The following is a 26,131-nucleotide window of genomic DNA, read 5'->3' on the forward strand; positions in this document are numbered from 1 at the left end:
CCGATACAGATACAACTGAGCCCATGAGTCAGGCACTCCAGTCCCTGCTCGATCTGCTCGACCTGGAGCAGATCGAGCGGGACATATTCCGCGGCGCCTCCCGGTCGGCCGTGGTCCCGCGCGTCTTCGGCGGCCAGGTGGCGGCCCAGGCCCTGGTGGCGGCGGGCCGTACGGTCCCCGCCGACCGCCCGGCGCACTCCCTGCACGCGTACTTCCTGCGCCCCGGGGACCCGGGGGCGCCCATCATCTACACGGTGGACCGCATCCGCGACGGCCGCTCCTTCACCACCCGCCGCGTGGTCGCCGTCCAGCACGGCCAGCCCGTCTTCCACCTCTCGGCGTCCTTCCAGACGGCGGAGGAGGGCCTGGACCACCAGTACCCGATGCCGCCCGCCCCCGACCCGGCGACCCTCCCCACCTCGGAGGACCGGCTGCGCGGCTACACCCACCTGGACGCCAGGGTCGTCGAGCGCTTCCTCGAGACCCGGGCCGCGGTGGACCTCCGCCACGTCGCCGAGCCCCCCTACGGCGAGTTCGGCGCCCCGCGCGACCCGCACTCCCAGGTCTGGTTCCGCACCAACGGCAAGCTCGACGGCGCCGTCGACACCCCGCTGCTGCACGTCGTCCTGGCCACCTACGTCTCCGACATGACCCTGCTGGACTCGGTGCTGCTGGCGCACGGCCGGGGCGGCTGGGCGGTCGGTGACGTGGTCGGGGCGTCCCTGGACCACGCGATGTGGTTCCACCGCCCGTTCCGCGCCGACGAGTGGCTGCTCTACGACCAGGAGTCCCCGTCGGCCCACGGCGGCCGGGGCCTGGGCCAGGCCCGCATCTACACCCGGGACGGCCGACTGGCGATCACGGTGATCCAGGAGGGCGTGGTACGGGTACCGAGGGACCGGAACTGAACCCGACTACCTGAGCGCGCCGAGCCCCTTGCGCAGGTCGTCGGCGTTCATGACGGGCTGCATCTCCACCTCGGCGCCGAACTGCTGGAACAGCGGCTCGGAGATGCTGGGCATCTGGGAGCTGTCCTGCATGTCGAAGACGACGATGCAGCACCGCGACCCGTGGTTCGGCGTGAAGTAGGCGGCCTCGGGCTTGAGCCGCTCCATCATCGCCTCCAGGGCCTGCGGCAGGGTGCCGTTCTTGATGCCCTCGTTCGCGGCCTCGGTGTTCAGGGTGGCCCTGAGCATGACCCTCATCGCGCGCGCTCCCTTCCGCGCCCCACGGCCGACGCGGTCCACCCGCGCACACGGACACCGGGTGACGCCCTGCCCAGGCTCACCTCGGGGCGCCGGGGGCGGCAACCTCTGCTGGGCCGTCCGCGCGGCGCCCACGGCTGGGCGGGGTGGCTAGGCGAGCCCCGCCTCCGCCAACAGGTAGGCGGTCATGGGGTCGTAGTACCGGGGGCTGACGACGTGGTCGTCCAGGGGTACGGCGACCTGGAGCGTGCCCTCGGACTCCGCGAGGAAGAGGGCGGGGTCGTTGCAGTCGGCGTAGCCGACGGAGTCGACGCCGTGCTGGGCGGCGTAACCGGCCCAGCCGTGGTCGGCGACGACCAGGTCGGGCAGCGGACGGCCCTCGCGTTCCAGTGCGGTGAGGATGGCCTTCATCGGCTCGCCGGAGTGCGTGTGCCACAGGGTCGCCCCGTGCTCAAGGACCGCGACGTCCGCGAACTGCATGACGTACCCCTCGTCGGTCTGCAGCCCGTCGGGAATGACGACGACCTCGCACCCGGCGTCACGCACCGCGGCGGCGGTGGCCCGGTGCACGTCGAGCAGACCGCCCGGATGCCCGGTGGCGAACAGCACCCGCTGCCGCCCCTCCACGGCCTTCCGCAACCGCCCGGCCATCCGCTCCAGCGCGGCGACGGTCAACTCCGGGTCGATGGTGTCCTGTCCGTACCGGTACTCGTGGTCGTCGTTCACCCCCACCCGCTCCGCCATCACCGCGAGCACGTCCTGCTCGTCGCTCCAGCGGTCCCCCAGCTCAAGGCCGAGCCAGAAGTTGCGGACGCCGTTGGACAACTGACGGTAGTGGGAGAGGTTGTTCTCACGCGGCGTCGCCACCTCGCCCGCGATACGGGTCCTGACGAGGTGGTCGATGAGTTCGGCGCGGCTGGGTGTCCCGGATATCGGCATGTCCCCATTGTGGGGCAGCGCCCCGCGCCCGTCCCGCCCGTTCCGCACGCTGGGACGCGCCTCACGCACCCACCATCCGACCGGAGTGAGTCCTCACTCATTGACGGAGTGAGGACTCACTCCGTACCCTGTTCCCCATGACACCACCGAAGAACGACACCCACCCCACCGACCCCACCCCGCCCACGCGCCGCCGCGCCCCGGCCATGTCGCCGGAGCAGCGCCGGGAGATGATCATCCAGACGGCGATCCCGCTGATCGCCGAGTACGGCGCCGCGGTGACGACCGCGAAGATCGCCCGCGCGGCGGGCATCGGCGAGGGCACGATCTTCCGGGTCTTCGCCGACAAGGACGAGCTGATCCAGGCGTGCGTGGCCGAGGCGCTCTCCCCCGACCACGCGATCCGCGAACTCGACGCGATCGACGTCTCCCAGCCCCTCCCCGACCGCCTCGCGGAGGCGGCGGAGGCGCTGGAGGCGCACATGGCCCGGATGGGCGCGATCATGGGCTCCCTGGGCCACGGCGGCGGCAAACACCCCGGCCGGGTCCGCGGCGCGGGCCGCGACGACTCCCGCGCCCGCATCCGCTCGGCCCTGGCGGAGCTCCTGGAACCCGACAGGTCCCGCCTGCGCCGCTCCCCGGAGGAGATCGCGTCCCTCTTCTTCGGCCTCCTCTTCACCCAGCCCCGCCAGGACGACGAACCGACCCTGACCCCCAAGGAGTTGGCGGAGGTCTTCCTCCACGGAGCCCTCACGGGAGCCCCCGAGTGACGGCCGTCCGGCGAAGGCGCCTGGGCGCCACGACCCTCGCCGTCCTCACTCCCGCCCTGATCTGGCTGACGGCGGACCCGTTACTGGGCCACCGGCTGCGGATCACCAACGGCGACGAGACCCTCACCATCACCGCCGCCCCCGTGGCCTTGGTCGCCCTCCTCGCCTCCCTCGCCGCCTGGGCCCTCCTCGCCGCCCTCGAACGCACCGTCCCCCACCACGCCCACCGCATCTGGACCGGCGCGTCCTGCGCGGTCCTCGCGGTGTCCTCCCTCCCCTTCCTGGGCGACGGCATGAACCCCGGCACACGCGCCGCCCTCGCCCTGATGCACGTGACGGTGGCGGCGGTACTGCTCCTGGGGTTGGGGGGCGGCAGGTCCGGGGCGCCTCGCTAACGGCTGGGCCCCCTGAGAAAGGGCTCAGCCCTCCCCCGCCGCCGCCCCGAACGCCCCCCGGGCCATCCGGTGCAGGAGTTCCGCTGTCGCGGCGCGACCCGGGAGGGAGCCGCGGCGGCCCAGGTGGGGGGTGGAGTTCAGGAGGCCGAAGACCGAGTGGACGGCGGAGCGGGCCGTGGGCTCGGTGAGGGTGGGGTAGACCTCGCGGACCACCGAGACCCACAGCTCCACGTACTGGCGCTGGAGCTGGCGGACCAGTTTGCGGTCGCTGTCGCGGAGGCGGTCCAGCTCGCGGTCGTGCAGGGTGATGAGGGGACGGTCGTCCAGGGCGAAGTCGATGTGGCCCTCGATGAGGGAGTCGAGGGCGACGGAGGCCGCGCCGCCGTCCGCGTCCGCCAGGCGGCGCTTCGCGCCGGTGAGGAGCTGTCCGCTGATGCCGACCAGCAGCTCGGCGAGCATCGCGTCCTTGCCCGGGAAGTGCCGGTAGAGGCCGGGACCGGAGATGCCCACGGCGGCGCCTATCTCGTCCACCCCGACGCCGTGGAAGCCGCGCTCGGCGAAGAGCCGGGCGGCCTCCTTGAGGATCTGCTCGCGCCGCGTGGGGGCGTCGGTCCTGATGCTCATGGAGGCAATTGTAGACAGGGTGGTTAGCGGTCGTTAACATGAGGGACATACGTTAACGCTCATTAACACGGCCGTCCCACCGGTCGGCCGTACGGGTGAGGGGATCGCAAGGATGCACGAGGCACCCGAGCTGACGACCGCGGCCGACCCCGCGTCGGCGGCCTGGCGGGCCAACGAGGACGCGCACCGCGCCCTCGTCGAGGAGCTGCGCGGCAAGCTCGCCGCCGCCCGGCTCGGCGGCGGTGAGAAGGCCCGCGCCCGGCACACCGCGCGCGGCAAGCTGCTGCCGAGGGAGCGGGTGGACACCCTGCTCGACCCCGGCTCACCCTTCCTGGAGCTGGCGCCCCTCGCCGCCGACGGGATGTACGACGGACAGGCCCCGGCCGCCGGGGTCATCGCCGGGATCGGGCGGGTCAGCGGGCGGGAGTGCGTCATCGTCGCCAACGACGCCACCGTCAAGGGTGGGACGTACTACCCGATGACCGTGAAGAAGCACCTCCGGGCACAGGAAGTCGCCCTGGAGAACCGGCTGCCGTGTCTCTACCTCGTGGACTCCGGCGGGGCCTTCCTGCCCATGCAGGACGAAGTCTTCCCCGATCGGGAGCACTTCGGGCGGATCTTCTACAACCAGGCCCGGATGTCCGGGGCCGGGATTCCGCAGATCGCCGCCGTGCTCGGCTCCTGCACGGCGGGAGGCGCCTACGTGCCCGCCATGAGCGACGAGGCCGTCATCGTGCGCGAGCAGGGGACGATCTTCCTCGGCGGGCCGCCGCTCGTGAAGGCCGCCACCGGGGAGGTCGTCACCGCCGAGGAGCTGGGCGGCGGGGACGTGCACGCGCGCGTGTCCGGCGTCACCGACCACCTCGCGGAGGACGACGCGCACGCGCTGCGGATCGTGCGGAACATCGTCGCCACCCTCCCCGCGCGCGGGGCGCTGCCCTGGCGTACGGAGGCCGTCGTCGAGCCCAAGGTCGACCCCTTCGGGCTGTACGGCGCGGTGCCCGTCGACCCCCGCACCCCCTACGACGTCCGCGAGATCATCGCCCGGGTCGTCGACGGCTCCCGGTTCGCGGAGTTCAAGTCCGAGTTCGGGCAGACCCTCGTCACCGGCTTCGCCCGTATCCACGGCCACCCCGTCGGCATCGTCGCCAACAACGGCATCCTGTTCTCCGAGTCCGCCCAGAAGGGCGCCCACTTCATCGAGCTGTGCGACCAGCGCGGCATCCCGCTGGTCTTCCTCCAGAACATCTCCGGCTTCATGGTCGGCAAGGACTACGAGGCCGGTGGCATCGCCAAGCACGGCGCGAAGATGGTCACCGCCGTCGCGTGCACGCGCGTGCCGAAGCTGACCGTCGTCGTCGGCGGGTCGTACGGCGCCGGTAACTACTCCATGTGCGGGCGCGCCTATTCGCCGCGCTTCCTGTGGATGTGGCCCAACGCCAAGATCTCCGTCATGGGCGGCGAGCAGGCCGCCTCCGTCCTCGCCACCGTCAAGCGCGACCAGATCGAGGCGCGCGGCGAGGAGTGGACGCCGGAGGACGAGGGCGCCTTCAAGGCGCCCATCCGGGAGCAGTACGAGCGCCAGGGCAACGCCTACTACGCCACGGCCCGGCTCTGGGACGACGGCGTCATCGACCCGCTGGAGACCCGGCAGGTCCTGGGCCTGGCACTGACGGCCTGCGGCAACGCGCCCCTGGGTGACCCCCAGTTCGGCGTCTTCCGGATGTGAGGGGGAGCTACGAGATGCCCATGTTCGACACCGTCCTGGTCGCCAACCGCGGCGAGATCGCCGTCCGCGTCATCCGCACCCTGCGCGCCCTCGGGGTGCGCTCGGTCGCCGTCTTCTCCGACGCCGACGCCGACGCCCGGCACGTCAGGGAGGCCGACACCGCGGTACGGATCGGGCCCGCGCCTGCGGCCGAGAGCTATCTGTCCGTGGAGCGGCTGCTGGAGGCCGCCGCCCGCACCGGCGCCCAGGCCGTCCACCCCGGCTACGGCTTCCTCGCGGAGAACGCGGCCTTCGCGCGCGCCTGCGCCGAGGCCGGTCTGGTGTTCATCGGGCCGCCCGCCGACGCCATCGCCCTGATGGGCGACAAGATCCGGGCCAAGGAGACCGTGCGGGCCGCGGGCGTGCCGGTGGTGCCCGGCGGGCGGGACCCCGACCTCGTCGAGGCCGCCCGGGAGCTGGGCGCGCCCGTGCTGCTGAAGCCCAGCGCGGGCGGCGGCGGCAAGGGGATGCGGCTGGTGCGCGACCTCACCCTCCTGGAGGAGGAGATCGCCGCCGCCCGCCGCGAGGCCCGTACGTCCTTCGGGGACGACACGCTGCTGGTGGAGCGGTGGGTCGACCGGCCCCGGCACATCGAGATCCAGGTGCTGGCCGACGGCCACGGCAACGTCGTGCACCTGGGCGAGCGCGAGTGCTCCCTCCAGCGCCGCCACCAGAAGGTCATCGAGGAGGCGCCCAGCGTGCTCCTCGACGAGGACACGCGCGCGGCGATGGGCGAGGCCGCCGTGCAGGCGGCGCGGTCGTGCGGGTACCGGGGCGCGGGCACGGTGGAGTTCATCGTCCCCGGCGGCGACCCGACGTCGTACTACTTCATGGAGATGAACACCCGCCTCCAGGTGGAGCACCCGGTCACGGAGCTGGTCACCGGGGTGGACCTGGTGGAGTGGCAGTTGCGGGTGGCGGCGGGTGAGCCGCTCGGGTTCGCGCAGGACGACGTGCGGCTGACCGGGCACGCCGTGGAGGCGCGGATCTGCGCCGAGGACCCCGCGCGCGGGTTCCTGCCCTCCGGCGGCACGGTGCTGCGGCTGCGCGAGCCGCGGGGCGACGGCGTGCGCACCGACTCCGGGCTCAGCGAGGGCACCGAGGTCGGCAGCCTGTACGACCCGATGCTCTCCAAGGTGATCGCGTACGGCCCCGACCGCGCGACCGCGCTGCGCAGGCTCCGCGCCGCCCTCGCCGCGACGGTCACCCTCGGCGTGCCCACCAACGCCGGGTTCCTGCGGCGGCTGCTGGCGCACCCGGCGGTCGCCGCGGGCGACCTGGACACCGGGCTCGTGGAGCGCGAGGTGGACGGGCTGGTCGACACCGACGTGCCCGAGGAGGTGTACGAGGCGGCGGCGGCCGTACGCCTTGAGGCACTGCGGCCGAAGGCCACGGGCGGCTGGACCGACCCGTTCTCCGTCCCGGACGGCTGGCGGCTCGGCGGCACGCCCCGCCCGGCCCGCTTCCCGCTGCGGGTGCGCGAGCCCGTGGAGTACGTCCCGCGCGGGACGCACACCGTCACCGGCGACCAGGTGTCCGTCACCCTCGACGGCGTCCGGCACACCTTCGACCTCGCGCCCGCGCCGGACGGCGTCTGGCTGGGCCGCGCGGGCGACGCCTGGCACGTCCGCGACCACGACCCGGTCGCCGCGAGCCTCACCCGGTCGGCGCACGCGGGCGCGGACTCCCTCACCGCGCCCATGCCCGGCACGGTCACGGTCGTCAAGGTCGCCGTGGGCGACGAGGTGGCGGCCGGGCAGAGCCTGCTGGTGGTGGAGGCGATGAAGATGGAGCACGTCATCTCCGCGCCGCACGCGGGCAAGGTCACCGAGCTGGACGTCCGGCCGGGCGCCACGGTCGCCATGGACCAGGTGCTCGCGGTGGTCGCCCCGTACGAGGAGGAGGCCGGGACATGACCGGTTCCCCGCTGCCCATGGTGGTCCCGGACGGCGGTCTCCCCACCCGGGTCCGCATCCATGAGGTCGGTCCCCGCGACGGCCTGCAGAACGAGAAGGCGACCGTCCCCACGGAGGTCAAGGCGGAGTTCGTCCGCAGACTGGCCGACGCCGGGCTGACGACGATCGAGGCGACCAGCTTCGTCCACCCCAAGTGGGTTCCCCAGCTCGCCGACGCCGAGCAGCTCTACCCGCGGGTGGCCGACCTGCCGGTGGCGCTGCCCGTGCTGGTGCCGAACGAGCGCGGGCTTGACCGGGCGCTCGCCCTCGGCGCCGACCGCGTCGCCGTGTTCGCCAGCGCCAGCGAGTCCTTCGCCCGCGCCAACCTCAACCGCTCGATGGACGAGGCGCTGGCCATGTTCGAGCCGGTCGTCACCCGCGGGAAGGCGGCGGGCGTGCACGTCCGCGGCTATCTGTCGATGTGCTTCGGCGACCCCTGGGAGGGCGAGGTCCCCATCCCCCAGGTGGTGCACGTCTGCCGGGTGCTGCTGGACATGGGGTGCGACGAGCTGAGCCTCGGCGACACCATCGGCGTCGGCACGGCGGGCCATGTCTCCGCGCTGCTCACGGCGCTGACCGAGGCGGGCGTGCCGGTGTCCGCCCTCGGCGTGCACTTCCACGACACCTACGGCCAGGCCCTGGCCAACACCCTGACCGCCCTGCGGCACGGCGTGACCACCGTCGACGCCTCCGCGGGCGGCCTCGGCGGCTGCCCCTACGCCAGGTCCGCCACCGGCAACCTCGCCACCGAGGACCTGGTGTGGATGCTGCGGGGCCTCGGCGTCGACACCGGCGTAGACCTCGGCCGTCTCACCGCCACCAGCGTGTGGATGGCCGGGCAACTGGGCCGACCCAGCCCGTCCCGCACCGTACGAGCCCTCTCCCACCAGGAGTCGTGATCAGAGCCATGGACCACCGTCTTCCCCCCGAGCTGGAAGAACTCCGCCGCACGGTCGAGGAGTTCGCGCACGACGTGGTCGCCCCCAAGATCGGCGACTACTACGAGCGGCACGAGTTCCCGTACGAGATCGTCCGGGAGATGGGCCGCATGGGCCTGTTCGGGCTCCCCTTCCCCGAGGAGTACGGCGGGATGGGCGGCGACTACCTCGCCCTGGGCATCGCCCTGGAGGAGCTGGCCCGGGTGGACTCCTCGGTCGCCATCACCCTGGAGGCGGGCGTCTCGCTGGGCGCCATGCCGATCCACCTGTTCGGCACCCGGGAGCAGAAGGAGCGGTGGCTGCCGCGCCTCTGCTCCGGTGAGATCCTCGGCGCGTTCGGCCTGACCGAGCCGGACGGCGGCTCGGACGCGGGCGCGACGCGCACGACGGCCCGCCTCGACCCGGAGACCGACGAATGGGTGATCAACGGCACCAAGTGCTTCATCACCAACTCCGGTACGGACATCACCGGCCTGGTGACGGTCACCGCGGTCACCGGCCGCACCCCGGAGGGCAAGCCGCGGATCTCCGCCATCATCGTCCCGTCGGGCACGCCCGGCTTCACGGTGGCGCCCGCGTACTCCAAGGTCGGCTGGAACGCCTCCGACACGCGTGAGCTGTCCTTCACCGACGTCCGGGTCCCGGCCGCCAACCTCCTCGGTGAGGAGGGCCGCGGGTACGCGCAGTTCCTGCGCATTCTCGACGAGGGCCGGATCGCGATCGCCGCGCTGGCGACGGGCCTGGCGCAGGGGTGCGTGGACGAGTCGGTCCGCTATGCGAAGGAACGTCACGCCTTCGGCCGTCCAATCGGCGCCAACCAGGCGATCCAGTTCAAGCTGGCCGACATGGAGATGCGCGCCCACACCGCCCGGCTCGCCTGGCGGGACGCGGCGTCCCGGCTGGTCGCCGGTGAGCCGTTCAAGAAGGAGGCGGCCCTCGCCAAGCTGCACTCCTCCACCATCGCCGTGGACAACGCCCGCGACGCCACCCAGATCCACGGCGGCTACGGCTTCATGAACGAGTACCCGGTGGCCCGGATGTGGCGCGACTCCAAGATCCTGGAGATCGGCGAGGGCACCAGCGAGGTCCAGCGGATGCTGATCGCCCGGGAGTTGGGGCTCGCGGGCTGAGCGCGGCCGGAGCGCGGCCGGAGCGCCCGGCGGGGCGGCAGTGATCCACACCACGCCCCGTCAGGACCCCCAGACCCTGGACAAGATCTGAGGTTAGGCTAACCTACCTTCGAATTGTCCGGCGGGCGCTCCGCCCCGTTCGAAAGCAGTCGCTCATGTCCCACGCCCGTGCCACCCACCTCACCCGCCGCGGCATCCTCGCCGCAGGCGGCGCCCTCGGTCTCGGCGCCGTCCTCACGGCCTGCGGCGACGACGACAAGAACAGCGGTGGCGCGGACGCGACGGCCTCCGCCCAGGACTCCGGCCCCTGGACCTTCAAGGACGACCGCGGCGAGACGGCGAAGGCCGACAAGACCCCCGCGAACATCGTCGCCTTCGTCGGCGTCGGCGCCGCGCTGTTCGACTACGGCATCCAGGTCAAGGGCGTCTTCGGCCCGACCAGGACCGCCGACGGCAAGGCCGACGTCCAGGCCGGTGACATGGACATCAGCAAGGTCGAGGTCCTCGGCAACGAGTGGGGCCAGTTCAACATCGAGAAGTACGTCTCCCTCACCCCCGACCTGCTGGTCTCCACGATGTTCGACGACCAGGGCACCCTCTGGTACGTCCCGGACGAGTCCAAGGACAAGATCCTCGCCGTCGGCGCCGAGAGCGTCGGCGTCTCCGTCTACGACCGCCAGCTCACCGAGCCGCTCCAGCGCATGATGGAGCTGGCCGAGTCGCTGGGCGCGGACGTCTCCTCGTCGAAGATCACCGAGGCGAAGAAGCGCTTCGAGGACGCCTCGGCCCGGCTGCGCGCCGCCGCCAAGGCCAAGCCGGACATCAAGGTGCTGGCGGGCTCCGCGAGCCAGGACATCTTCTACGTCTCCGGCACCAACCTCTCCGTCGACCTGGAGTACTTCAAGGCCCTCGGCGTGAACTTCGTCGAGCCGCCGGAGGACGCCAAGGCCGAGGGCGGCGGCTGGTTCGAGTCGCTGAGCTGGGAGAACGTCGACAAGTACGACGCCGACATCATCATGATGGACGACCGCTCCTCCGCCATCCAGCCCGCCGACATCACCGAGGGCACCTGGAAGAAGCTGCCCGCGGTCAAGGCCGGTCAGGTCATCGCCCGCTCCGCGGAGCCGATCCTGTCGTACGACAAGTGCGCCCCGCTGGTGGAGGCCCTGGCCGAGGCGCTGGAGAACGCCAAGAAGGTCAGCTGACCCGCACCCCGCCCCCGCCCCCGCACCACACCCCCGCGCACAAAGCCCCCTGACGTCACATCAGGAGTCATCGCATGTCCACGGCCGTAGCCGCCCCGTTCCGTTTCTTCTCCCTCCAGGTCGTACGGACGAGGCGGCTCGGCCCGTCCCTGGTCCGGATCACCTTCGCCGGACCCGAGCTGCGGGACTTCCACTCCGACGGCCTCGACCAGTCGCTGTCGCTGTTCCTGCCGCACCCGGGCCAGGACGAGCCGGTGGTGCCGGTCGAGGAGGGCGACGAGTGGTGGCGGGCGTGGATGGCCCTCCCGGCGGACGTCCGGGCGGTGATGCGCTCGTACACCCTGCGTGAGCTGCGCCGGGACGCCGACGGGGTCACCAGCGAGATAGACATCGACTTCGTGCTGCACGGCATCGAGCCGGACGCCGCCGTCCCCGCGGGACCGGCGTCCCGCTGGGCGGCGCGGGCGGGCGCGGGCGACCGGGTGCGGCTGATCGGCCCGGCGGTCGCCGACAACCGGGCGATCCGGTTCCGCCCACCCGAGGACACCGACCTGGTCGTCCTGTGGGCCGACGAGACCGCCGTACCCGCCGCCTCCGCGATCCTGGAGTCGCTGCCGCCCGGCACCCGTGCCGTCGCCTGGCTGGAGGCGCAGTACGCCGATGACGTACAGGAGCTGACGGTGGCCGCGGACGCGGACGTCACCTGGCTCGTCACCGGCGACGACACCTCCCCCACGGCCCTCGACGCCCTCCGCGCCGCCCGGCTTCCGGCCGCCGAGCACCCGTACGTCTGGATCGCGGGCGAGTCCGGCCGGATGAAGGAGCTGCGCCGCCACTTCGTGGGCGAGCGCGGCGTCGACCGCCGCCGGGTCGCCTTCGTGGGCTACTGGCGGCAGGGGCTGACGGAGGAGCAGCTCCGCGAGCAGGGCGAGTAGCCCACAGCCCTTCAACTCTGCCTGTGACGGCCGCTGTTCAGAGTGACAGCGGTCACGCATGAGGCTGCGTTTCCCGTGCGTTAATTAGGTTAGCCTTACCTAAGTTGAGATCGAGACCCGGACTGTCCCCACCCGGAAGGCCCCCACATGCGTTCGCACCTGCTCAATGACACGACCGCGGAGCACTACCGCCGCTCCGTGACCGAGGGAGTGGAGCGGGTGGCGGCCAAACTCGCCACCACCGACCAGCCGTTCACCGGCGTCACGGTCGACGACCTCACCCCCCGCATCGAGCAGATCGACCTCGACCGCCCGCTGCACGACACCACCGCCGCGCTCGACGAACTGGAGGACGTCTACCTCCGGGACGCGGTCTACTTCCACCACCCCCGCTACCTCGCCCACCTCAACTGCCCGGTCGTCATCCCAGCCGTGCTCGGCGAGGCGGTCCTCTCCGCCGTCAACTCCTCCCTGGACACCTGGGACCAGTCGGCCGGCGGCACCCTCATCGAGCGCAAACTGATCGACTGGACCGCCGCCCGCATCGGCCTCGGCCCCGCCGCCGACGGCGTCTTCACCTCCGGCGGCACCCAGTCCAACCTCCAGGCGCTGCTGCTCGCCCGCGAGGAGGCCAAGACCGGCGACCTCGGCACACTGCGCGTCTTCGCCTCCGAGGCCAGCCACTTCAGCGTGAAGAAGTCCGCGAAACTGCTCGGCCTCGGCCCCGACGCCGTCGTCGTCATCCCCGTCGACCACGACCAGCGGATGCAGACCGTCGCCCTCGCCCACGAGCTGGAGCGCTGCGCGCGGGACGGCCTCGTCCCCATGGCCGTCGTCGCCACCGCGGGCACCACCGACTTCGGGTCCATCGACCCGCTGCCCGAGATCGCCGAGCTGTGCGCCCAGTTCGGGGCGTGGATGCACGTCGACGCCGCCTACGGCTGCGGACTGCTCACCTCCCGCACCCGCCGCTCCCTGCTGGACGGCATCGAGCGCGCCGACTCGGTCACCGTCGACTACCACAAGTCCTTCTTCCAGCCGGTGAGTTCCTCCGCCGTCCTGGTCCGGGACGCGGCCACCCTGCGCCACGCCACCTACCACGCCGAGTACCTCAACCCGCGCCGGATGGTGCGGGAACGCATCCCCAACCAGGTCGACAAGTCCCTCCAGACCACCCGCCGCTTCGACGCCCTCAAACTGTGGATGACCCTGCGCGTCATGGGCGCCGACGGCATCGGCCAGCTCTTCGACGAGGTCTGCGACCTGGCCGCCGAGGGCTACGGCCTGCTCGCCGCCGACCCGCGCTACGACGTCGTCGTCGAGCCCACCCTGTCCACCCTGGTCTTCCGCTACGTCCCGGCCGCCGTCACCGACCCCGCCGAGATCGACCGGGCCAACCTGCACGCCCGCAAGGCCCTGTTCGCCTCCGGTGCCGCCATCGTCGCGGGCACCAAGGTCCACGGCCGCCACTACCTGAAGTTCACCCTGCTGAACCCCGAGACGAAGGCGTCCGACATCGCCGCCGTCCTCGACCTGATCGCCGACCACGCCGAGCAGTACCTGGGAGAGTCCCTTGACCGCGCTTGCTGACCCCACGGACCGCGCCTACGACTTCGTGGGCATCGGACTCGGCCCCTTCAACCTCGGCCTCGCCTGCCTCACCGAGCCGATCGACGCGCTGCACGGCGTCTTCCTGGAGTCGAAGCCCGACTTCGAGTGGCACGCCGGGATGTTCCTCGACGGCGCCCACCTCCAGACGCCGTTCATGTCGGACCTGGTCACCCTCGCCGACCCGACGTCCCCCTACTCCTTCCTCAACTACCTGAAGGAGAAGGGCAGGCTCTACCCCTTCTACATCCGCGAGAACTTCTACCCCCTGCGCGTCGAGTACGACGACTACTGCCGCTGGGCCGCCGCCAAGCTGAGCAGCATCCGCTTCGACACGACGGTCACGGAGGTGACGTACGAGGACGACCTGTACGTCGTCACGAGCGCCGCCGGTGACACCTACCGCGCCCGCCACCTGGTCCTCGGCACCGGCACGGTCCCCTACCTCCCCGAGCCCTGCCGGGACCTGGGCGGCGACGGCGTCCTGCACACCGCCGAGTACATGCACCGCAAGGCGGAACTCCAGAAGAGCGAGTCGATCACGATCGTCGGCAGCGGTCAGAGCGCCGCCGAGATCTACCACGAACTGCTGACGGAGATCGACACCCACGGCTACCAGCTCAACTGGGTGACCCGCTCCCCGCGCTTCTTCCCCCTCGAGTACACCAAGCTGACGCTGGAGATGACGTCCCCGGACTACATCGACTACTTCCGCGCGCTGCCCGAGGACACCCGCTACCGCCTGGAGAAGCAGCAGAAGGGCCTCTTCAAGGGCATCAACTCCGAGCTCATCGACGCGATCTTCGACCTGCTCTACCAGAAGAACGTCGAGAGCGGCGACCGCCCGCTCCCCACCCGTCTGCTCACCAACTCCAGCCTCACCACCGCCCGCCACGAGAACGGCACGTACACGCTCGGCTTCCACCAGGACGAGCAGGGCAAGGACTTCGAGATCGAGACCGAGGGCCTGGTCCTGGCCACGGGCTACCACTACGCCCCGCCCGCCTTCCTCGCCCCGATCCACGACCGCCTGCGCTTCGACGCCCACGGCCGCTTCGACGTCACCCGCGACTACGCCATCGACGTCACCGGCAGAGGCGTCTTCCTCCAGAACGCCGGGGTCCACACCCACAGCGTCACCTCCCCCGACCTGGGCATGGGCCCCTACCGCAACAGCTGCATCATCCGCGAGCTGCTCGGCAGCGAGTACTACCCGGTCGAGAAGTCGATCGCGTTCCAGGAGTTCTCCGTATGACCTTCACGTTCCGCCCCCTCGACCCGCTGAAGGACGCCGAACTCCTGCACGCCTGGGTCACCCACCCGAAGGCGGCGTTCTGGATGATGCAGGACGCCAAGCTGGAGGACGTCGAGCGCGCCTACATGGAGATAGCCGCCGACGAGCACCACCACGCCTACCTCGGCCTGCGCGACGGCGAGCCCGTCTTCCTCATGGAGAAGTACGACCCCGCCCACCGCGAGCTGGTCGGCCTGTACGAGCCGCTCCCCGGGGACGTCGGGATGCACTTCCTCACCCCGCCGACCGACACACCGGTGCACGGCTTCACCAGGTCCGTCATCACCGCCGTCATGGCCTTCCTCTTCGCGGACCCGGCGACCGAGCGGGTCGTCGTGGAGCCGGACGTCGCCAACAAGGCCGTCCACGCGCTGAACGAGGCCGTCGGGTTCGTGCCCGAGCGGGAGATCGAGAAGCCGGAGAAGCGGGCGCTGCTCAGCTTCTGCACGCGCGAGCAGTTCGAGAAGGCGGTGGCGCACGCATGACCCACCTCGCCGACGCCGTCAGCCACCTCTCACCCGAGCACTGGGAGCGGGCCAACCGCCTGCTGGTCCGCAAGGCGCTCGCGGAGTTCGCCCACGAGCGCCTGATCACACCGGAACGCCATCAGGACCACTACGTCGTCCGCGCCGACGACGGCCTGACCCACTACCGCTTCACCGCCACCCGCCACGCCCTCGACCACTGGCAGGTGGACGCCGACTCGATCACCCGCCACGGCGAGGGGAACACCGAACTCCCCCTCTCCGCCCTGGACTTCTTCATCGAGCTGAAGGACTCCCTGGGCCTGAGCGACGCGATCCTCCCGGTGTACCTGGAGGAGATCTCCTCCACCCTCTCCGGCACCTGCTACAAGCTCGCCAAGCCGCGGGTCACGGCCGCCGAGCTGGCGGGCGCCGGTTTCCAGGCCATCGAGACCGGCATGACCGAGGGCCACCCCTGCTTCGTCGCCAACAACGGACGGCTCGGCTTCGGCATCCACGAGTACCTGTCGTACGCCCCCGAGACCGCGAGCCCGGTCCGCCTGGTCTGGCTGGCCGCCCACCGCTCCCGCGCCGCGTTCACCGCCGGGCTCGGCATCGAGTACGAGTCCTTCTACCGCCAGGAGCTGGGCGGGGCGACGGTCGACCGCTTCCACGCCACCCTGCGCGACAAGGGCCTCGACCCCGCCGACTACCTCCTGATCCCCGTCCACCCCTGGCAGTGGTGGAACAAGCTCACCGTCACCTTCGCCGCCGAGGTCGCCCGCCAGCACCTGGTCTGCCTCGGCGAGGGCGACGACGAGTACCTGGCCCAGCAGTCGATCCGCACCTTCTTCAACACCACCAGCCCCGAGAAGCACTACGTCAAGACGGCCCTGTCCGTCATCAACATGGGCTTCATGCGCGGACTGTCGGCCGCGTACATGGAGGCGACCCCGGCCATCAACGACTGGCTGGCCCAGCTCATCAACAACGACCCGGTGCTCAAGGCCACCGGCCTGACGATCATCCGTGAGCGGGCGGCGGTCGGCTACCGGCACCTGGAGTACGAGAAGGCGACCGACCGCTACTCGCCGTACCGCAAGATGCTGGCGGCGCTGTGGCGGGAGAGCCCGGTGGCGTCCCTCCGGGACGGCGAGACCCTCGCCACCATGGCCTCGCTCCTCCACGTCGACCACGAGGGCGCGTCCTTCGCGGGCGCCCTGATCGAACGCTCCGGCCTGACCCCGGTGGAGTGGCTGCGCCGCTACCTCCGCGCCTACTACACCCCCCTCCTCCACAGCTTCTACGCCTACGACCTCGCCTACATGCCGCACGGCGAGAACGTCATCCTCGCCCTGAAGGACGGCGTGGTCGAACGCGCGATCTACAAGGACATCGCCGAGGAGATCGTCGTCATGGACCCGGACGCGGTGCTGCCGCCCGAGGTCCAGCGCGTCCGCGCCGAGGTCCCGGACGACATGAAGCTGCTGTCGGTCTTCACGGACGTCTTCGACTGCTTCTTCCGCTTCCTCGCCGCCGTCCTCGCCACCGAGGGCGTCCTCACCGAGGACGACTTCTGGCGTACGGTCGCGGAGGTCACCCGGGAGTACCAGGCGTCGGTGCCCGAACTCGCCGACAAGTTCGCCCAGTACGACATGTTCGCCCCGGAGTTCGCCCTGTCCTGCCTGAACCGCCTCCAGCTCCGCGACAACCAGCAGATGGTGGACCTCGCGGACCCCTCGGGCGCCCTCCAGCTCGTCGGCACCCTGGAGAACCCGATCGCCGGGTTCTGACCGACGGGTTCGCGCCGTGTGGCGTGTATCACTCGGGTCGGCTGTCACGGGTGCGGGGCGTCGGCTGTCCCATGGGCGTCCTCAGTCGTGAGAGCAGGGCGAATGCTGGGAGTGAGCGAGATGAACGCGAAGCACCGGATCGTCGTTCTGGGTGCCGGTTACACGGGCATGATGGCCGCCGTCCGTCTTGCCCGGCGCACCCGCCGGACGGGGGTGCGGATCACGCTGGTCAATCCCTCGGAGCGGTTCACGGAGCGGCTGCGGCTGCACCAGACGGTGGCGGGCCAGGAGCTGACCCGCCACCGCATCCCCGAACTGCTGGCTGGCACCGGTGTCGAGTTCCTCCAGGGCCGGGCGACGGCGATCGACCCGGAGGCACGTCGGGTGAGCGTCGAGGCCGTACCCCCCGCGGGGCCGGTGGCGTTGTCGTACGACACGCTCGTGTACGCGCTGGGCAGCCGCGCCGACACCCGCGGGGTGCCCGGGGCCGCCGAGCACGCCGTCACCCTCGAAGACCCGGACGCCGTCCGGAACTTCGCCGACCGGTTGCCCGCGCTGGCCCGCACCGGGGGTGCGGTGACGGTGTGCGGCGGTGGCCTGACCGGGATCGAGGCGGCGGCAGAGCTCGCCGAGACCCACCCCGGCCTGCGGGTGACCCTGGTCAGCCGGGGCGTGCCCGGGGCCATGATGGGCGAGGCGGCCCGCGCCCACCTGGACCGGGACCTGGACCGCCTCGGTGTGACGGTCCGCGCGGGAGCGACCGTCACCCGCGTCCTGGCCGGTGCGGTCGAGCTGGCCGACGGTGAGCGGCTGCCGTCCGACCTGACGCTGTGGACGACCGGCGTGCGCGTGCCGGAACTCGCCGCCGCCTCGGGTATCGCCACCGACGCCCGCGGTCTGGTCGTCGTGGACGCCCACCTGCGCTCGCTCTCGCACCCCGAGGTGTACGCGATCGGTGACGCCGCGGCGGTCCGCCAGGCGTGGGGAGCCGTCCACGGCACGTGCCAGAGCGGCCTGCCGACCGCCCAGCACGCGGCTGACGAGATCGCGCGCCGACTGCGCGGGAGGGAGCCGCGGCCGTTCCGCTTCGGCTACTTCCACCAGCCGGTCAGCATCGGACGGCGGGACGCGGTCGTCCAGTTCACCTACCCGGACGACAGCCCGCGCCGCTGGTACCTGCGGGGTGCCTGGGCCGTCCGTTACAAGGAGACGGTCAGCGGCAGCCCGCTGACGCTGTACCGGCTGGGCAGGCGCGTGAACGTCAGCGCCACGCTCTCCCGGGGAGGGCGGGCCACCCGCACCACCGTGGCGCCCCTGCCCGTGATCGCGCCGTGACGGGGGCGCCCGCCTCCCCCGGTGGGGAGCGTGAACCGATGACCGGCACCGAGCGCGCGCCGGACGCGGGGGAGGACCCGTTCGTGGAGCACCGGCGGCTGCTGTTCGGTACCGCGTACCGGATGCTCGGCAGCGTCGCCGACACCGAGGACGTCCTCCAGGACGCCTGGCTGGCCTGGCGGGGCGTGGACCGGGAGGAGGTCCGCAACCCCCGCGCGTACCTGGTGCGCGCCGTCACCAACCTCGCCCTGAACCGGCTCACGTCGGCCCGCGCCGTCCGCGAGCGCTATGTCGGACCCTGGCTGCCGGAGCCGCTGCTGACCTCCCCGGACGTCGCCGAGGACGCCGAGCTGGCGGACACCGTGTCCACCGCGCTGCTGGTGGTCCTGGAGACGCTCGCGCCGGTGGAGCGGGCCGTGTTCGTGCTGCGGGAGGCGTTCGCGTTCTCCCACGCCGAGATCGCCCAGGTGCTGGACCGGCCGGAGCCGACCGTACGGCAGATCGCCCACCGCGCCCGCCGCCACGTGGACGCCCGGCGCCCCCGGTACGACGCCGGTCCCGAGCGGCACCACGAGGTGACCGAGCGGTTCCGGGCGGCCTGCGCCGGCGGGGACCTGAACCGGGTGATGGAGCTGCTCGCCCCGGACGTCGTCGCGTGGTCCGACGGCGGCGGCAAGGTCACCGCCGCCCGCCGCCCCCTGTCCGGCCCGGACCATGTCGCACGGTGGCTGCTCGGCGTGCTGGCGAAGCCGACGTCGGCCGACACCACGCTGGAACCGGCCGTCGTCAACGCCGAGCCCGGGCTGCTCATCACCCTGGGTGGCCGGACGCTGGGCACGATGTCCCTGGGCGTGACCCAGGGCCTGGTCCACCACGTGCACATCCAGCTCAACCCGGACAAACTCCTCGGTGTGCAGCGTGCCGGAGGTCCCGCCACCGCCTGACGCCGCGCCGGATCGCCGCCCCGGACAGGGTGCCCCGCGCCTGCCGCCGGGGCACCCGTCAGCGCTCCCTACCTGTCGGGCCAGGGCACCTCGGGCGCCCGGTAGTACCCCACGCCCAGCGCCTCCCACCGCGGCCCCTGTGCCGCGAGGCGGGTGCGGTAGTCGTCCCAGTCGTGGGTGGACGCCGGGGACCAGCCCAGTTCGGCCACGCCCGGCAGCCGGGGGAAGGCCATGTACTCGATGTGGGCGGAGGTTTCGAGGGTCTCCGACCACAGCGGCGCCTCGACGCCCCGGACCGCCGACGCGGGCACGCCCGGCAGATAGGCGCCGGGGTCCCAGTCGTAGGACCGGCGCACGTCGACGTAGCCCGCCCAGGAGAGTCCCAGCGGGGTCTGGGCGTCGTACTTCATGTCGAGGTAGATCCGGTCGGCCGGGGAGAGGACGAGCCCGGTGCCGCTGCGGGCCGCCGCCGCGACCCGCTCCTTCTCCGCGGCGCCGGTACCGTCCAGGCCCCAGTACTGGGCGAGCGCGCCCGGCGCGGGGGTGGCACCGGTGAGCTGGTGCCAGCCGACGACCGTCTTGCCGTACGCCGCGACGATCGGCTGCACCCGTGCCATGAAGGTGACGTAGTCCTCGTGGCTGGTGGAGTGCGCCTCGTCGCCGCCGATGTGGAGGTAGCGGCCGGGGGTGAGGGCGGCCAGTTCGCGGATGACGTCGTCGACGAAGTCGTAGGTGACCTCCTTGCCGACGCAGAGCGAGCTGAAGCCGACGGCGGTGCCGGTGTAGAGCGGGGGTGCGACGCCGTCGCAGTTCAGCTCGGCGTAGGAGGCGAGGGCGGCGTTGGTGTGGCCCGGCATGTCTATCTCGGGGACGACCTCCAGGTAGCGGTCGGCGGCGTACCGCACGATCTCCCGGTAGTCGTCCTTGGTGTAGTGGCCGCCGGGGCCGCCGCCGACCTCGGTGGAGCCGCCGTAGGTGGCCAGGCGCGGCCAGGAGTCGACGGCGATGCGCCAGCCCTGGTCGTCGCTGAGGTGCAGGTGCAGCTTGTTGATCTTGTAGAGGGCGAGCTGGTCGACGTACCGCTTGACCTGGTCGACGGTGAAGAAGTGCCGGGAGACGTCGAGCATGGCGCCGCGCCAGCCGTAGCGCGGGGAGTCCTCGACGGTGCCGCCCGGCACCAGCCACGGCCCGGGCTGTACGGTGTCCCGCTCCACGGCGGCGGGCAGCAACTGCCGCAGGGTCTGGACGCCGTGGAAGAGCCCGGCGGGCTTGGCCGCGGTGACGGTGACGCCGGTGCGGCCACTGTCGAGGCGGTACCCCTCGGCGCCGTAGGGGCCCTTGGCGAGCCGCAGCCGGATGCCGTCCGTGCCGCCGCCCGTGGTGACGGGCAGCGGATAGCCGGTGGACGGCCGGAGCACGTCCGCGAGGTAGCCCCCGATCCGGCGCGCCTCGGCCGAGTCCGCGACCCGGATGCGGGTGCGCTCGGTGAGGCGGTACGGCGATCCGCCCGCCGTCGTGGCGACGGGCGCCGGGACCACCTGGTCGAGCGGGGAGACGGCGGCCTGGGCGTCCCGCGCGGGCGCGGCGGCGGCGGCGGCGGTGGCCGTGGCCGCGGCGGCGGTGACGAGCAGCAGGGAGACGAGAAGGCGAAGCGTTCTGTGGTGCGGTCTGAGCGATCTCACAAACGACCCCTTCCTGGACGTCCTAAAGGTCTGGACCAGTCTGCCGCCGAACCGGTGGAACAATCCCCCTCATGGCGGAAATCTTCCAGAAGGACGGCTCCTGGACCTTCGACGGCGACGCCCTGCGCCTGACCCCGGGACGCGACAAGAGCGTCAGCCTGTTCCGCAGGGCGCTGGGCGAACTCGTCGTCCCGCTCGGCGCGTTGGCGGGCATCTCCTTCGAGCAGGGCCGGAAGTCGGGGCGACTGCGGCTGCGACTGCGGGACGGCGCCGACCCGCTGCTGCACGCCACCGGGGGCCGCCTCACCGAGCCCCACGACCCGTACCAGCTCACCGTCGAGTCCGACCGCTACGGCGTCGCCGAGTACGTCGTGGACGAGGTCCGCAACGCCCTGCTCCTCGACCAGGTCCCGGCCGACCCGGTCACCGCGTACCTGCTGCCGGGCCCCGCCGTGCCGCTGACCGCGTCCGCCGGGGACGGCACGGCGAGCTTCGACGGCGAGCAGGTGCGGCTGGAGTGGAACTGGAAGACCGAGGACGCCAAGTCCGCCCGCGGCCCGCGCACCCTGGCCGTCGCCGACATCACGGCGGTGGAGTGGCACCCCGCGGTCGGCCTGGAGAACGGCTACCTCCGCTTCACCGTCCGCGACTCCCCCACCACCGCCCCGCCGAAGTACGACCCGAACGCCATCGACCTGTGGGGCTTCAAGAAGGACCCCCTGATGGCACTGGTCGCCGCCGCCGTCCAGGCCCGGCTCCCCCACCCCGCGGCCCCCGCCCCCGCCCCCGCCCCCGAGGCACGGCGGCCGGAGCCCCGGGAGATACCCGCCGTCCCGGCACCCGCCGCCGAGGACGACCACGACGCCCTGCTGCGACGGCTGCGGGAGCTGGGCGAGCTGCACCGCACGGGCGTGCTGACGGAGGAGGAGTTCACGCTGGCCAAGCGGGCGATCCTGAAGCGGATGTAGGGGGCGCAGACAGGAAACGCATATCGGTTTCCTGTGCACCCTGCCCGGAATCGGGCAGGTTTCTTGCGTAACCGTCGCGCGTACTCCAGGATCTACCGGGTGCACGATGAACTCGTAGATCACCTGACGCGGTCCACGCCCCTCAGCCGGGGCGAGGCGCTGCGGGTGGTCCAGGACGTGCTCGCCTACTTCGACGAGACGACCGAGGACTACGTCCGTCGCCGCCACCGCGAGCTACAGGCCCAGGGCCTGGTCAACGCGACGATCTTCGAACGGATCGAGGCGGACCTCAAATACCGCGCCGTGGCACCGCCGGAGCTGACCCTCAGGCAACTACGGCGCATCGTCTACGGCTAGGAACACCCATCTATGTGCGGAATCGTCGGATACATCGGCAAGCGTGACGTCGCGCCGCTGCTCCTGGAGGGCCTCCAGCGGCTGGAGTACCGGGGGTACGACTCGGCGGGCATCGTCGTCACCTCCCCCAAGGCCAGCGGACTGAAGATGGTCAAGGCCAAGGGGCGGGTGCGCGACCTGGAGGCCAGGGTCCCGGCGCGCTTCAAGGGCACCACCGGCATCGCCCACACCCGCTGGGCCACCCACGGCGCCCCCTCCGACGTGAACGCCCACCCGCACCTGGACGCCGAGGGCAAGGTCGCCGTCGTCCACAACGGCATCATCGACAACGCCTCCGACCTGCGGCGCAAGCTGGAGGCGGACGGGGTGGAGTTCCTCTCCGAGACCGACACCGAGGTCCTCGTCCACCTCATCGCGCGCTCCCAGGCGGAGAAGCTGGAGGACAAGGTCCGCGAGACGCTGCGCGTCATCGAGGGCACGTACGGCATCGCGGTGATGCACGCCGACTTCCCCGACCGCATCGTGGTCGCCCGCAACGGCTCCCCGGTCGTCCTCGGCATCGGCGAGAAGGAGATGTTCGTCGCCTCCGACATCGCCGCGCTGGTCGCCCACACCCGGCAGATAGTGACCCTCGACGACGGCGAGATGGCCACCCTCAAGGCCGACGACTTCCGCACCTACACGACGGAGGGCACCCGTACGACGGCGGAGCCCACGACCGTCGAGTGGGAGGCCGCGTCCTACGACATGGGCGGCCACGACACCTACATGCACAAGGAGATCCACGAGCAGGCCGAGGCCGTGGACCGCGTCCTGCGCGGCCGGATCGACGACCGCTTCTCCACCGTGCACCTCGGCGGCCTCAACCTGGACGCCCGCGAGGCCCGCCGCATCCGCCGCGTCAAGATCCTCGGCTGCGGCACCTCGTACCACGCGGGCATGATCGGCGCCCAGATGATCGAGGAGCTGGCCCGCATCCCCGCCGACGCCGAGCCCGCCTCCGAGTTCCGCTACCGCAACGCGGTCGTCGACCCCGACACGCTCTACATCGCCGTATCGCAGTCCGGTGAGACGTACGACGTCCTCGCGGCCGTTCAGGAGTTGAAGCGCAAGGGCGCGCGGGTGCTCGGCATCGTGAACGTGGTCGGCTCCGCGATCGCCCGTGAGGCGGACGGCGGCATCTACGTGCACGCGGGCCCCGAGGTCTGCGTGGTCTCGACGAAGTGCTTCACCAACACCACGGTCGCCTTCGCCCTCCTCGCCCTGCACCTCGGCCGCACCCGTGACCTCTCGGTGCGCGACGGCAAGCGGATCATCGAGGGGCTGCGCAAGCTGCCCGCCCAGATCGCGGAGATCATGGAGCAGGAGGGGGAGATCGAGAAGCTGGCCCAGAGTTACGCCGAGGCCCGCTCGATGCTCTTCATCGGCCGCGTCCGCGGCTACCCGGTCGCCCGCGAGGCCTCCCTGAAGCTCAAGGAGGTCTCCTACATCCACGCCGAGGCGTACCCGGCCTCCGAGCTGAAGCACGGCCCGCTGGCCCTGATCGAGCCCGCCCTGCCGACGGTCGCGATCGTCCCCGACGACGACCTGCTGGAGAAGAACCGCGCCGCGATGGAGGAGATCAAGGCCCGCAGCGGAAAGATCCTCGCGGTGGCCCACCAGCCCCAGGAGAAGGCCGACCAGACCCTGGTCGTCCCCAAGAACGAGGACGAACTCGACCCCATCCTCCTGGGCATCCCCCTCCAACTCCTCGCCTACCACACGGCCCTGACCCTGGGCAGGGACATCGACAAGCCGAGGAACCTCGCCAAGTCGGTAACGGTGGAGTAGCGCCCGTCTTTTTTGGGGCGCGGGGAACTGCGCGTCCTTTAGGGGCGCGGGGAACTGCGCATCTTTTAGGGGCGCGGGGAACTGCGCATCTTTTAGGGGCGCGGGGAACTGCGCGACCAACCACCCCCCCACCCGCACCGGCCAGCCAACAGAACGGGCCCCCACGCGCTGCCACCAAAGCGCGGGGGGCCCTTCACTGGGCCGGAGCTGAAATCCCGCCCCAGCCTGCGCAGCTAACCCGTGGCCGTCACTCCCCGGCCAGCCGCGCGTCGCGGAAGGCCAGCGGGGTGACGCCGCGGGCGCGTCGGCCGACGACGGTGGTGGCGCTTCCCGCAGGGACTCCGTCGTCCACGGCGGGCTCCCTTCATGCCTGTGCGGTGGTGCGTGAGCGATATATGCCCTTCACAAGCACACAAACACATGTACGCACAAGTAGGTTCACGCTCGGCGAGTCCGCCGAACCTTGCGCGCAAAGGGAGTTGAGGGTGTTGAGGGAGGGTTACGGGATCACGACGACCGGCCGCTGCGCCCGCTTGGCGAGCCGTCCGGCCACCGAGCCGAAGATCCGGCCCACGATGCCGTGCGTGGAGCCGACGACGATCGCGTCGGCCTCGTACTCCCGCCCCACCTCTTCGAGTTCGTGACAGATGTCACCGCCGCGCTCGACCAGGATCCACGGCACCTCCGCGAGGTAGTCCGCGCAGGCCAGCTCCAGACCGAGCACCTCGGTGCGGTGGTCGGGCACGTCCACGAAGACCGGCGGCTCACAGCCCGCCCACACCGTGGTGGGCAGCCGGTTGGCCACGTGCACGATGATCAGGCCGGAGCCGGAGCGCTGGGCCATGCCGATCGCGTAGGCGAGGGCACGCTCACTGGAGGTCGAGCCGTCGAAGCCGACGACCACCCCGTGCTTGAAGGCGGGGTCGCAGGACTGGCGTGGTTCGTCCGCCGCCAGGGGATCGGCCGCCGTCGGTTCGGCGAGCGGTCGCCTGCGGTCCGCTGGTTCGAAGAATTCGTGACCGGCCATGGCTGTCTCGGCGTCGTGATCCTTTGTGATGGGTGGGACGACAGTGTGCGGCGGAGCTGTGTCCGGGAATCATCTTCCCAACCCCATACCCCCAAGGGTACGGCGGCACGCCTCCTTAGCCCAGATCCCGCACTCCGTCCGCGACGGGTTCACCGGAGGATGCACGAGGGGGCGCCCGTAACGCAATGGTTGCTGCCCCGTACAGGCGGTTTGCACAGGATTCAATTACGGCGCTGGACGGCGGGCGGCGCCCGGACCGGTCCGTCACCCCGGGCCCCGTCGCGGGTGCGGACAGTGACCGACTCCTCGAACAGCCGTTGATCCCGGTGACCCGCCGCCCGAGGGAGCCCCGCGATGCCCGCACCCCGCCCCGCGCCCCACGCCACGCCCGACTCCACCTCCGGAGTCATCGGCTGGGCGGCCTTCGCCTGCGTCCTCGTCCCGGTGGTCCTGCTGGTCTACGGCACCTCCCTGGCCGGTGCCGCCGGGACGGCGCTGGGGCTCGCCGCCGTCACCGCCGTGTGCCGACTGCTGCTGCGCCGGTCCGAGCGGTGCGCGGCCCGGCAGCCCGCCGAGGCGCCCCCGCCGGGGCCCCGCGGGCGGCACCACCGGAGCGGCGCGGGCGCCGACCGGGCCGGGACGGGGGCGAACCGGGGCGGAACGGGCGCACGCCGGGGCGGTCGTCACGCGGGCGGAAAGACACCGGTCGGCTGACCGGTTTTCGCGCACGCGCCCGTAGCTTTTCAGCCAACTTCCGGAACCTGTGCATCGCGCCGTCCAGCCACCCCCCAACCCCCGTTCGACCTGCATGGAAAGGGTCCTGCGGGGTTCGCGGACCCTATGCTGATTGGCCACCGCGACAAGGCGCACTTCCCTGCACGGCTCGGGAGTGCAACCCTTCGTGATCGAATGCTTCACGCCAAGTTGCCAAGTCGACAATGAGCCGGGGTGCGAACTGGCCACCC

Annotated in this window: 24 protein-coding genes; 19 read left to right on the forward strand and 5 right to left on the reverse strand. The window is 71.7% G+C overall.

From position 1 onward, the window contains the following. Window positions 1-23 precede the first annotated feature (23 nt). Window positions 24-908, forward strand: coding sequence for an acyl-CoA thioesterase (locus ACFQZ6_RS13200; protein ID WP_381607922.1), 885 nt, complete (start codon window positions 24-26; stop codon window positions 906-908). 6 nt (window positions 909-914) lie between these two features. On the opposite strand, the gene ACFQZ6_RS13205 is transcribed toward ACFQZ6_RS13200, so the two are convergent. Then, window positions 915-1,205: a hypothetical protein gene (locus ACFQZ6_RS13205; protein ID WP_381607924.1), complete on the reverse strand. Its 291-nt coding sequence runs from the start codon at window positions 1,203-1,205 to the stop codon at window positions 915-917. Window positions 1,206-1,355: 150 nt separating this feature from the next. Then, complete coding sequence (locus tag ACFQZ6_RS13210) at window positions 1,356-2,144, reverse strand: phosphatase (protein ID WP_381607926.1); 789 nt, start codon at window positions 2,142-2,144, stop codon at window positions 1,356-1,358. 230 nt (window positions 2,145-2,374) lie between these two features. On the opposite strand from ACFQZ6_RS13210, the gene ACFQZ6_RS13215 reads away from it, so the two are divergent. Together ACFQZ6_RS13215 and ACFQZ6_RS13220 are read left to right on the forward strand one after the other, a co-directional pair. Then, on the forward strand, window positions 2,375-2,914 hold the full coding sequence (locus ACFQZ6_RS13215) for a TetR/AcrR family transcriptional regulator (protein WP_381618274.1): 540 nt from the start codon (window positions 2,375-2,377) through the stop codon (window positions 2,912-2,914). Continuing rightward, window positions 2,911-3,309 carry a DUF6069 family protein gene (locus tag ACFQZ6_RS13220; RefSeq protein WP_381607927.1) on the forward strand — a complete coding sequence of 133 codons (399 nt, stop codon included), beginning with the start codon at window positions 2,911-2,913 and terminating at the stop codon, window positions 3,307-3,309. Before ACFQZ6_RS13215 ends, ACFQZ6_RS13220 begins: the two co-directional genes overlap by 4 nt. A gap of 24 nt (window positions 3,310-3,333) precedes the next feature. Here ACFQZ6_RS13220 and ACFQZ6_RS13225 read toward each other — a convergent pair whose 3' ends face one another. Further along, a complete protein-coding gene (locus tag ACFQZ6_RS13225) occupies window positions 3,334-3,933 on the reverse strand; it encodes an SACE_7040 family transcriptional regulator (protein ID WP_381607929.1) in 600 nt (199 codons plus the stop codon). A 112-nt stretch (window positions 3,934-4,045) separates the two neighbouring features. On the opposite strand from ACFQZ6_RS13225, the gene ACFQZ6_RS13230 reads away from it, so the two are divergent. The 12 genes from ACFQZ6_RS13230 (at window position 4,046) to ACFQZ6_RS13285 (ending at window position 19,302) form a co-directional block, all read left to right on the forward strand. After that, window positions 4,046-5,662, forward strand: coding sequence for a carboxyl transferase domain-containing protein (locus ACFQZ6_RS13230; RefSeq protein ID WP_381607931.1), 1,617 nt, complete (start codon window positions 4,046-4,048; stop codon window positions 5,660-5,662). A 20-nt stretch (window positions 5,663-5,682) separates the two neighbouring features. Then, the gene (locus ACFQZ6_RS13235) at window positions 5,683-7,617 is read left to right on the forward strand and encodes an ATP-binding protein (RefSeq protein ID WP_381618277.1); all 1,935 of its coding nucleotides are present in this window, start codon (window positions 5,683-5,685) and stop codon (window positions 7,615-7,617) included. Further along, window positions 7,614-8,555: a hydroxymethylglutaryl-CoA lyase gene (locus tag ACFQZ6_RS13240; protein WP_381607934.1), complete on the forward strand. Its 942-nt coding sequence runs from the start codon at window positions 7,614-7,616 to the stop codon at window positions 8,553-8,555. Before ACFQZ6_RS13235 ends, ACFQZ6_RS13240 begins: the two co-directional genes overlap by 4 nt. An 8-nt stretch (window positions 8,556-8,563) precedes the next feature. Beyond that, window positions 8,564-9,724 (forward strand): acyl-CoA dehydrogenase family protein, encoded by a 1,161-nt coding sequence (locus tag ACFQZ6_RS13245; RefSeq protein WP_381607936.1) that lies wholly within the window; start codon window positions 8,564-8,566, stop codon window positions 9,722-9,724. Between the two features lie 155 nt (window positions 9,725-9,879). Then, complete coding sequence (locus tag ACFQZ6_RS13250) at window positions 9,880-10,929, forward strand: ABC transporter substrate-binding protein (RefSeq protein ID WP_381607937.1); 1,050 nt, start codon at window positions 9,880-9,882, stop codon at window positions 10,927-10,929. A gap of 74 nt (window positions 10,930-11,003) precedes the next feature. Then, on the forward strand, window positions 11,004-11,864 hold the full coding sequence (locus tag ACFQZ6_RS13255) for a siderophore-interacting protein (protein ID WP_381607939.1): 861 nt from the start codon (window positions 11,004-11,006) through the stop codon (window positions 11,862-11,864). A gap of 147 nt (window positions 11,865-12,011) precedes the next feature. Continuing rightward, window positions 12,012-13,454, forward strand: a complete 1,443-nt coding sequence (gene desA / locus ACFQZ6_RS13260; protein ID WP_381607941.1) for a lysine decarboxylase DesA — start codon at window positions 12,012-12,014, stop codon at window positions 13,452-13,454. Continuing rightward, window positions 13,438-14,727 carry a lysine N(6)-hydroxylase/L-ornithine N(5)-oxygenase family protein gene (locus ACFQZ6_RS13265; RefSeq protein ID WP_381607943.1) on the forward strand — a complete coding sequence of 430 codons (1,290 nt, stop codon included), beginning with the start codon at window positions 13,438-13,440 and terminating at the stop codon, window positions 14,725-14,727. Before desA ends, ACFQZ6_RS13265 begins: the two co-directional genes overlap by 17 nt. Next, window positions 14,724-15,251 (forward strand): GNAT family N-acetyltransferase, encoded by a 528-nt coding sequence (locus ACFQZ6_RS13270; RefSeq protein ID WP_381607945.1) that lies wholly within the window; start codon window positions 14,724-14,726, stop codon window positions 15,249-15,251. The genes ACFQZ6_RS13265 and ACFQZ6_RS13270 overlap by 4 nt, the downstream gene beginning before the upstream one ends. Further along, window positions 15,248-17,023, forward strand: a complete 1,776-nt coding sequence (locus ACFQZ6_RS13275) for an IucA/IucC family protein (protein ID WP_381607947.1) — start codon at window positions 15,248-15,250, stop codon at window positions 17,021-17,023. Before ACFQZ6_RS13270 ends, ACFQZ6_RS13275 begins: the two co-directional genes overlap by 4 nt. A 120-nt stretch (window positions 17,024-17,143) precedes the next feature. Then, window positions 17,144-18,358 (forward strand): NAD(P)/FAD-dependent oxidoreductase, encoded by a 1,215-nt coding sequence (locus ACFQZ6_RS13280; protein WP_381607949.1) that lies wholly within the window; start codon window positions 17,144-17,146, stop codon window positions 18,356-18,358. A gap of 38 nt (window positions 18,359-18,396) precedes the next feature. Then, on the forward strand, window positions 18,397-19,302 hold the full coding sequence (locus ACFQZ6_RS13285) for an RNA polymerase sigma-70 factor (RefSeq protein WP_381607951.1): 906 nt from the start codon (window positions 18,397-18,399) through the stop codon (window positions 19,300-19,302). A gap of 68 nt (window positions 19,303-19,370) precedes the next feature. Here the strand turns inward: ACFQZ6_RS13285 and ACFQZ6_RS13290 are convergent, their stop codons facing one another. Further along, window positions 19,371-20,984 (reverse strand): beta-N-acetylhexosaminidase, encoded by a 1,614-nt coding sequence (locus ACFQZ6_RS13290; protein WP_381607953.1) that lies wholly within the window; start codon window positions 20,982-20,984, stop codon window positions 19,371-19,373. Window positions 20,985-21,055: 71 nt separating this feature from the next. Between ACFQZ6_RS13290 and ACFQZ6_RS13295 the strand changes: the two genes are divergently transcribed. The 3 genes from ACFQZ6_RS13295 to glmS all read left to right on the forward strand — a co-directional run bounded on the left by ACFQZ6_RS13295 (window position 21,056) and on the right by glmS (window position 24,139). Further along, a complete protein-coding gene (locus tag ACFQZ6_RS13295) occupies window positions 21,056-21,952 on the forward strand; it encodes a DUF4429 domain-containing protein (RefSeq protein WP_381607955.1) in 897 nt (298 codons plus the stop codon). A gap of 99 nt (window positions 21,953-22,051) precedes the next feature. Further along, entirely contained in the window at window positions 22,052-22,309 is a 258-nt protein-coding gene (locus ACFQZ6_RS13300; protein WP_381607957.1) for a hypothetical protein, read from the forward strand. 12 nt (window positions 22,310-22,321) lie between these two features. Further along, the gene (gene glmS, locus ACFQZ6_RS13305) at window positions 22,322-24,139 is read left to right on the forward strand and encodes a glutamine--fructose-6-phosphate transaminase (isomerizing) (RefSeq protein ID WP_381607959.1); all 1,818 of its coding nucleotides are present in this window, start codon (window positions 22,322-22,324) and stop codon (window positions 24,137-24,139) included. 499 nt (window positions 24,140-24,638) lie between these two features. On the opposite strand, the gene ACFQZ6_RS13310 is transcribed toward glmS, so the two are convergent. Continuing rightward, on the reverse strand, window positions 24,639-25,166 hold the full coding sequence (locus ACFQZ6_RS13310) for a universal stress protein (protein WP_381607961.1): 528 nt from the start codon (window positions 25,164-25,166) through the stop codon (window positions 24,639-24,641). Between the two features lie 354 nt (window positions 25,167-25,520). Here ACFQZ6_RS13310 and ACFQZ6_RS13315 point away from each other — a divergent pair, with 354 nt between their 5' ends. After that, complete coding sequence (locus ACFQZ6_RS13315) at window positions 25,521-25,880, forward strand: hypothetical protein (protein ID WP_381607964.1); 360 nt, start codon at window positions 25,521-25,523, stop codon at window positions 25,878-25,880. Window positions 25,881-26,131 lie beyond the last annotated feature (251 nt).

The organism is Streptomyces flavalbus (genome assembly GCF_042674625.1).
GTDB lineage: Bacteria > Actinomycetota > Actinomycetes > Streptomycetales > Streptomycetaceae > Streptomyces > Streptomyces flavalbus.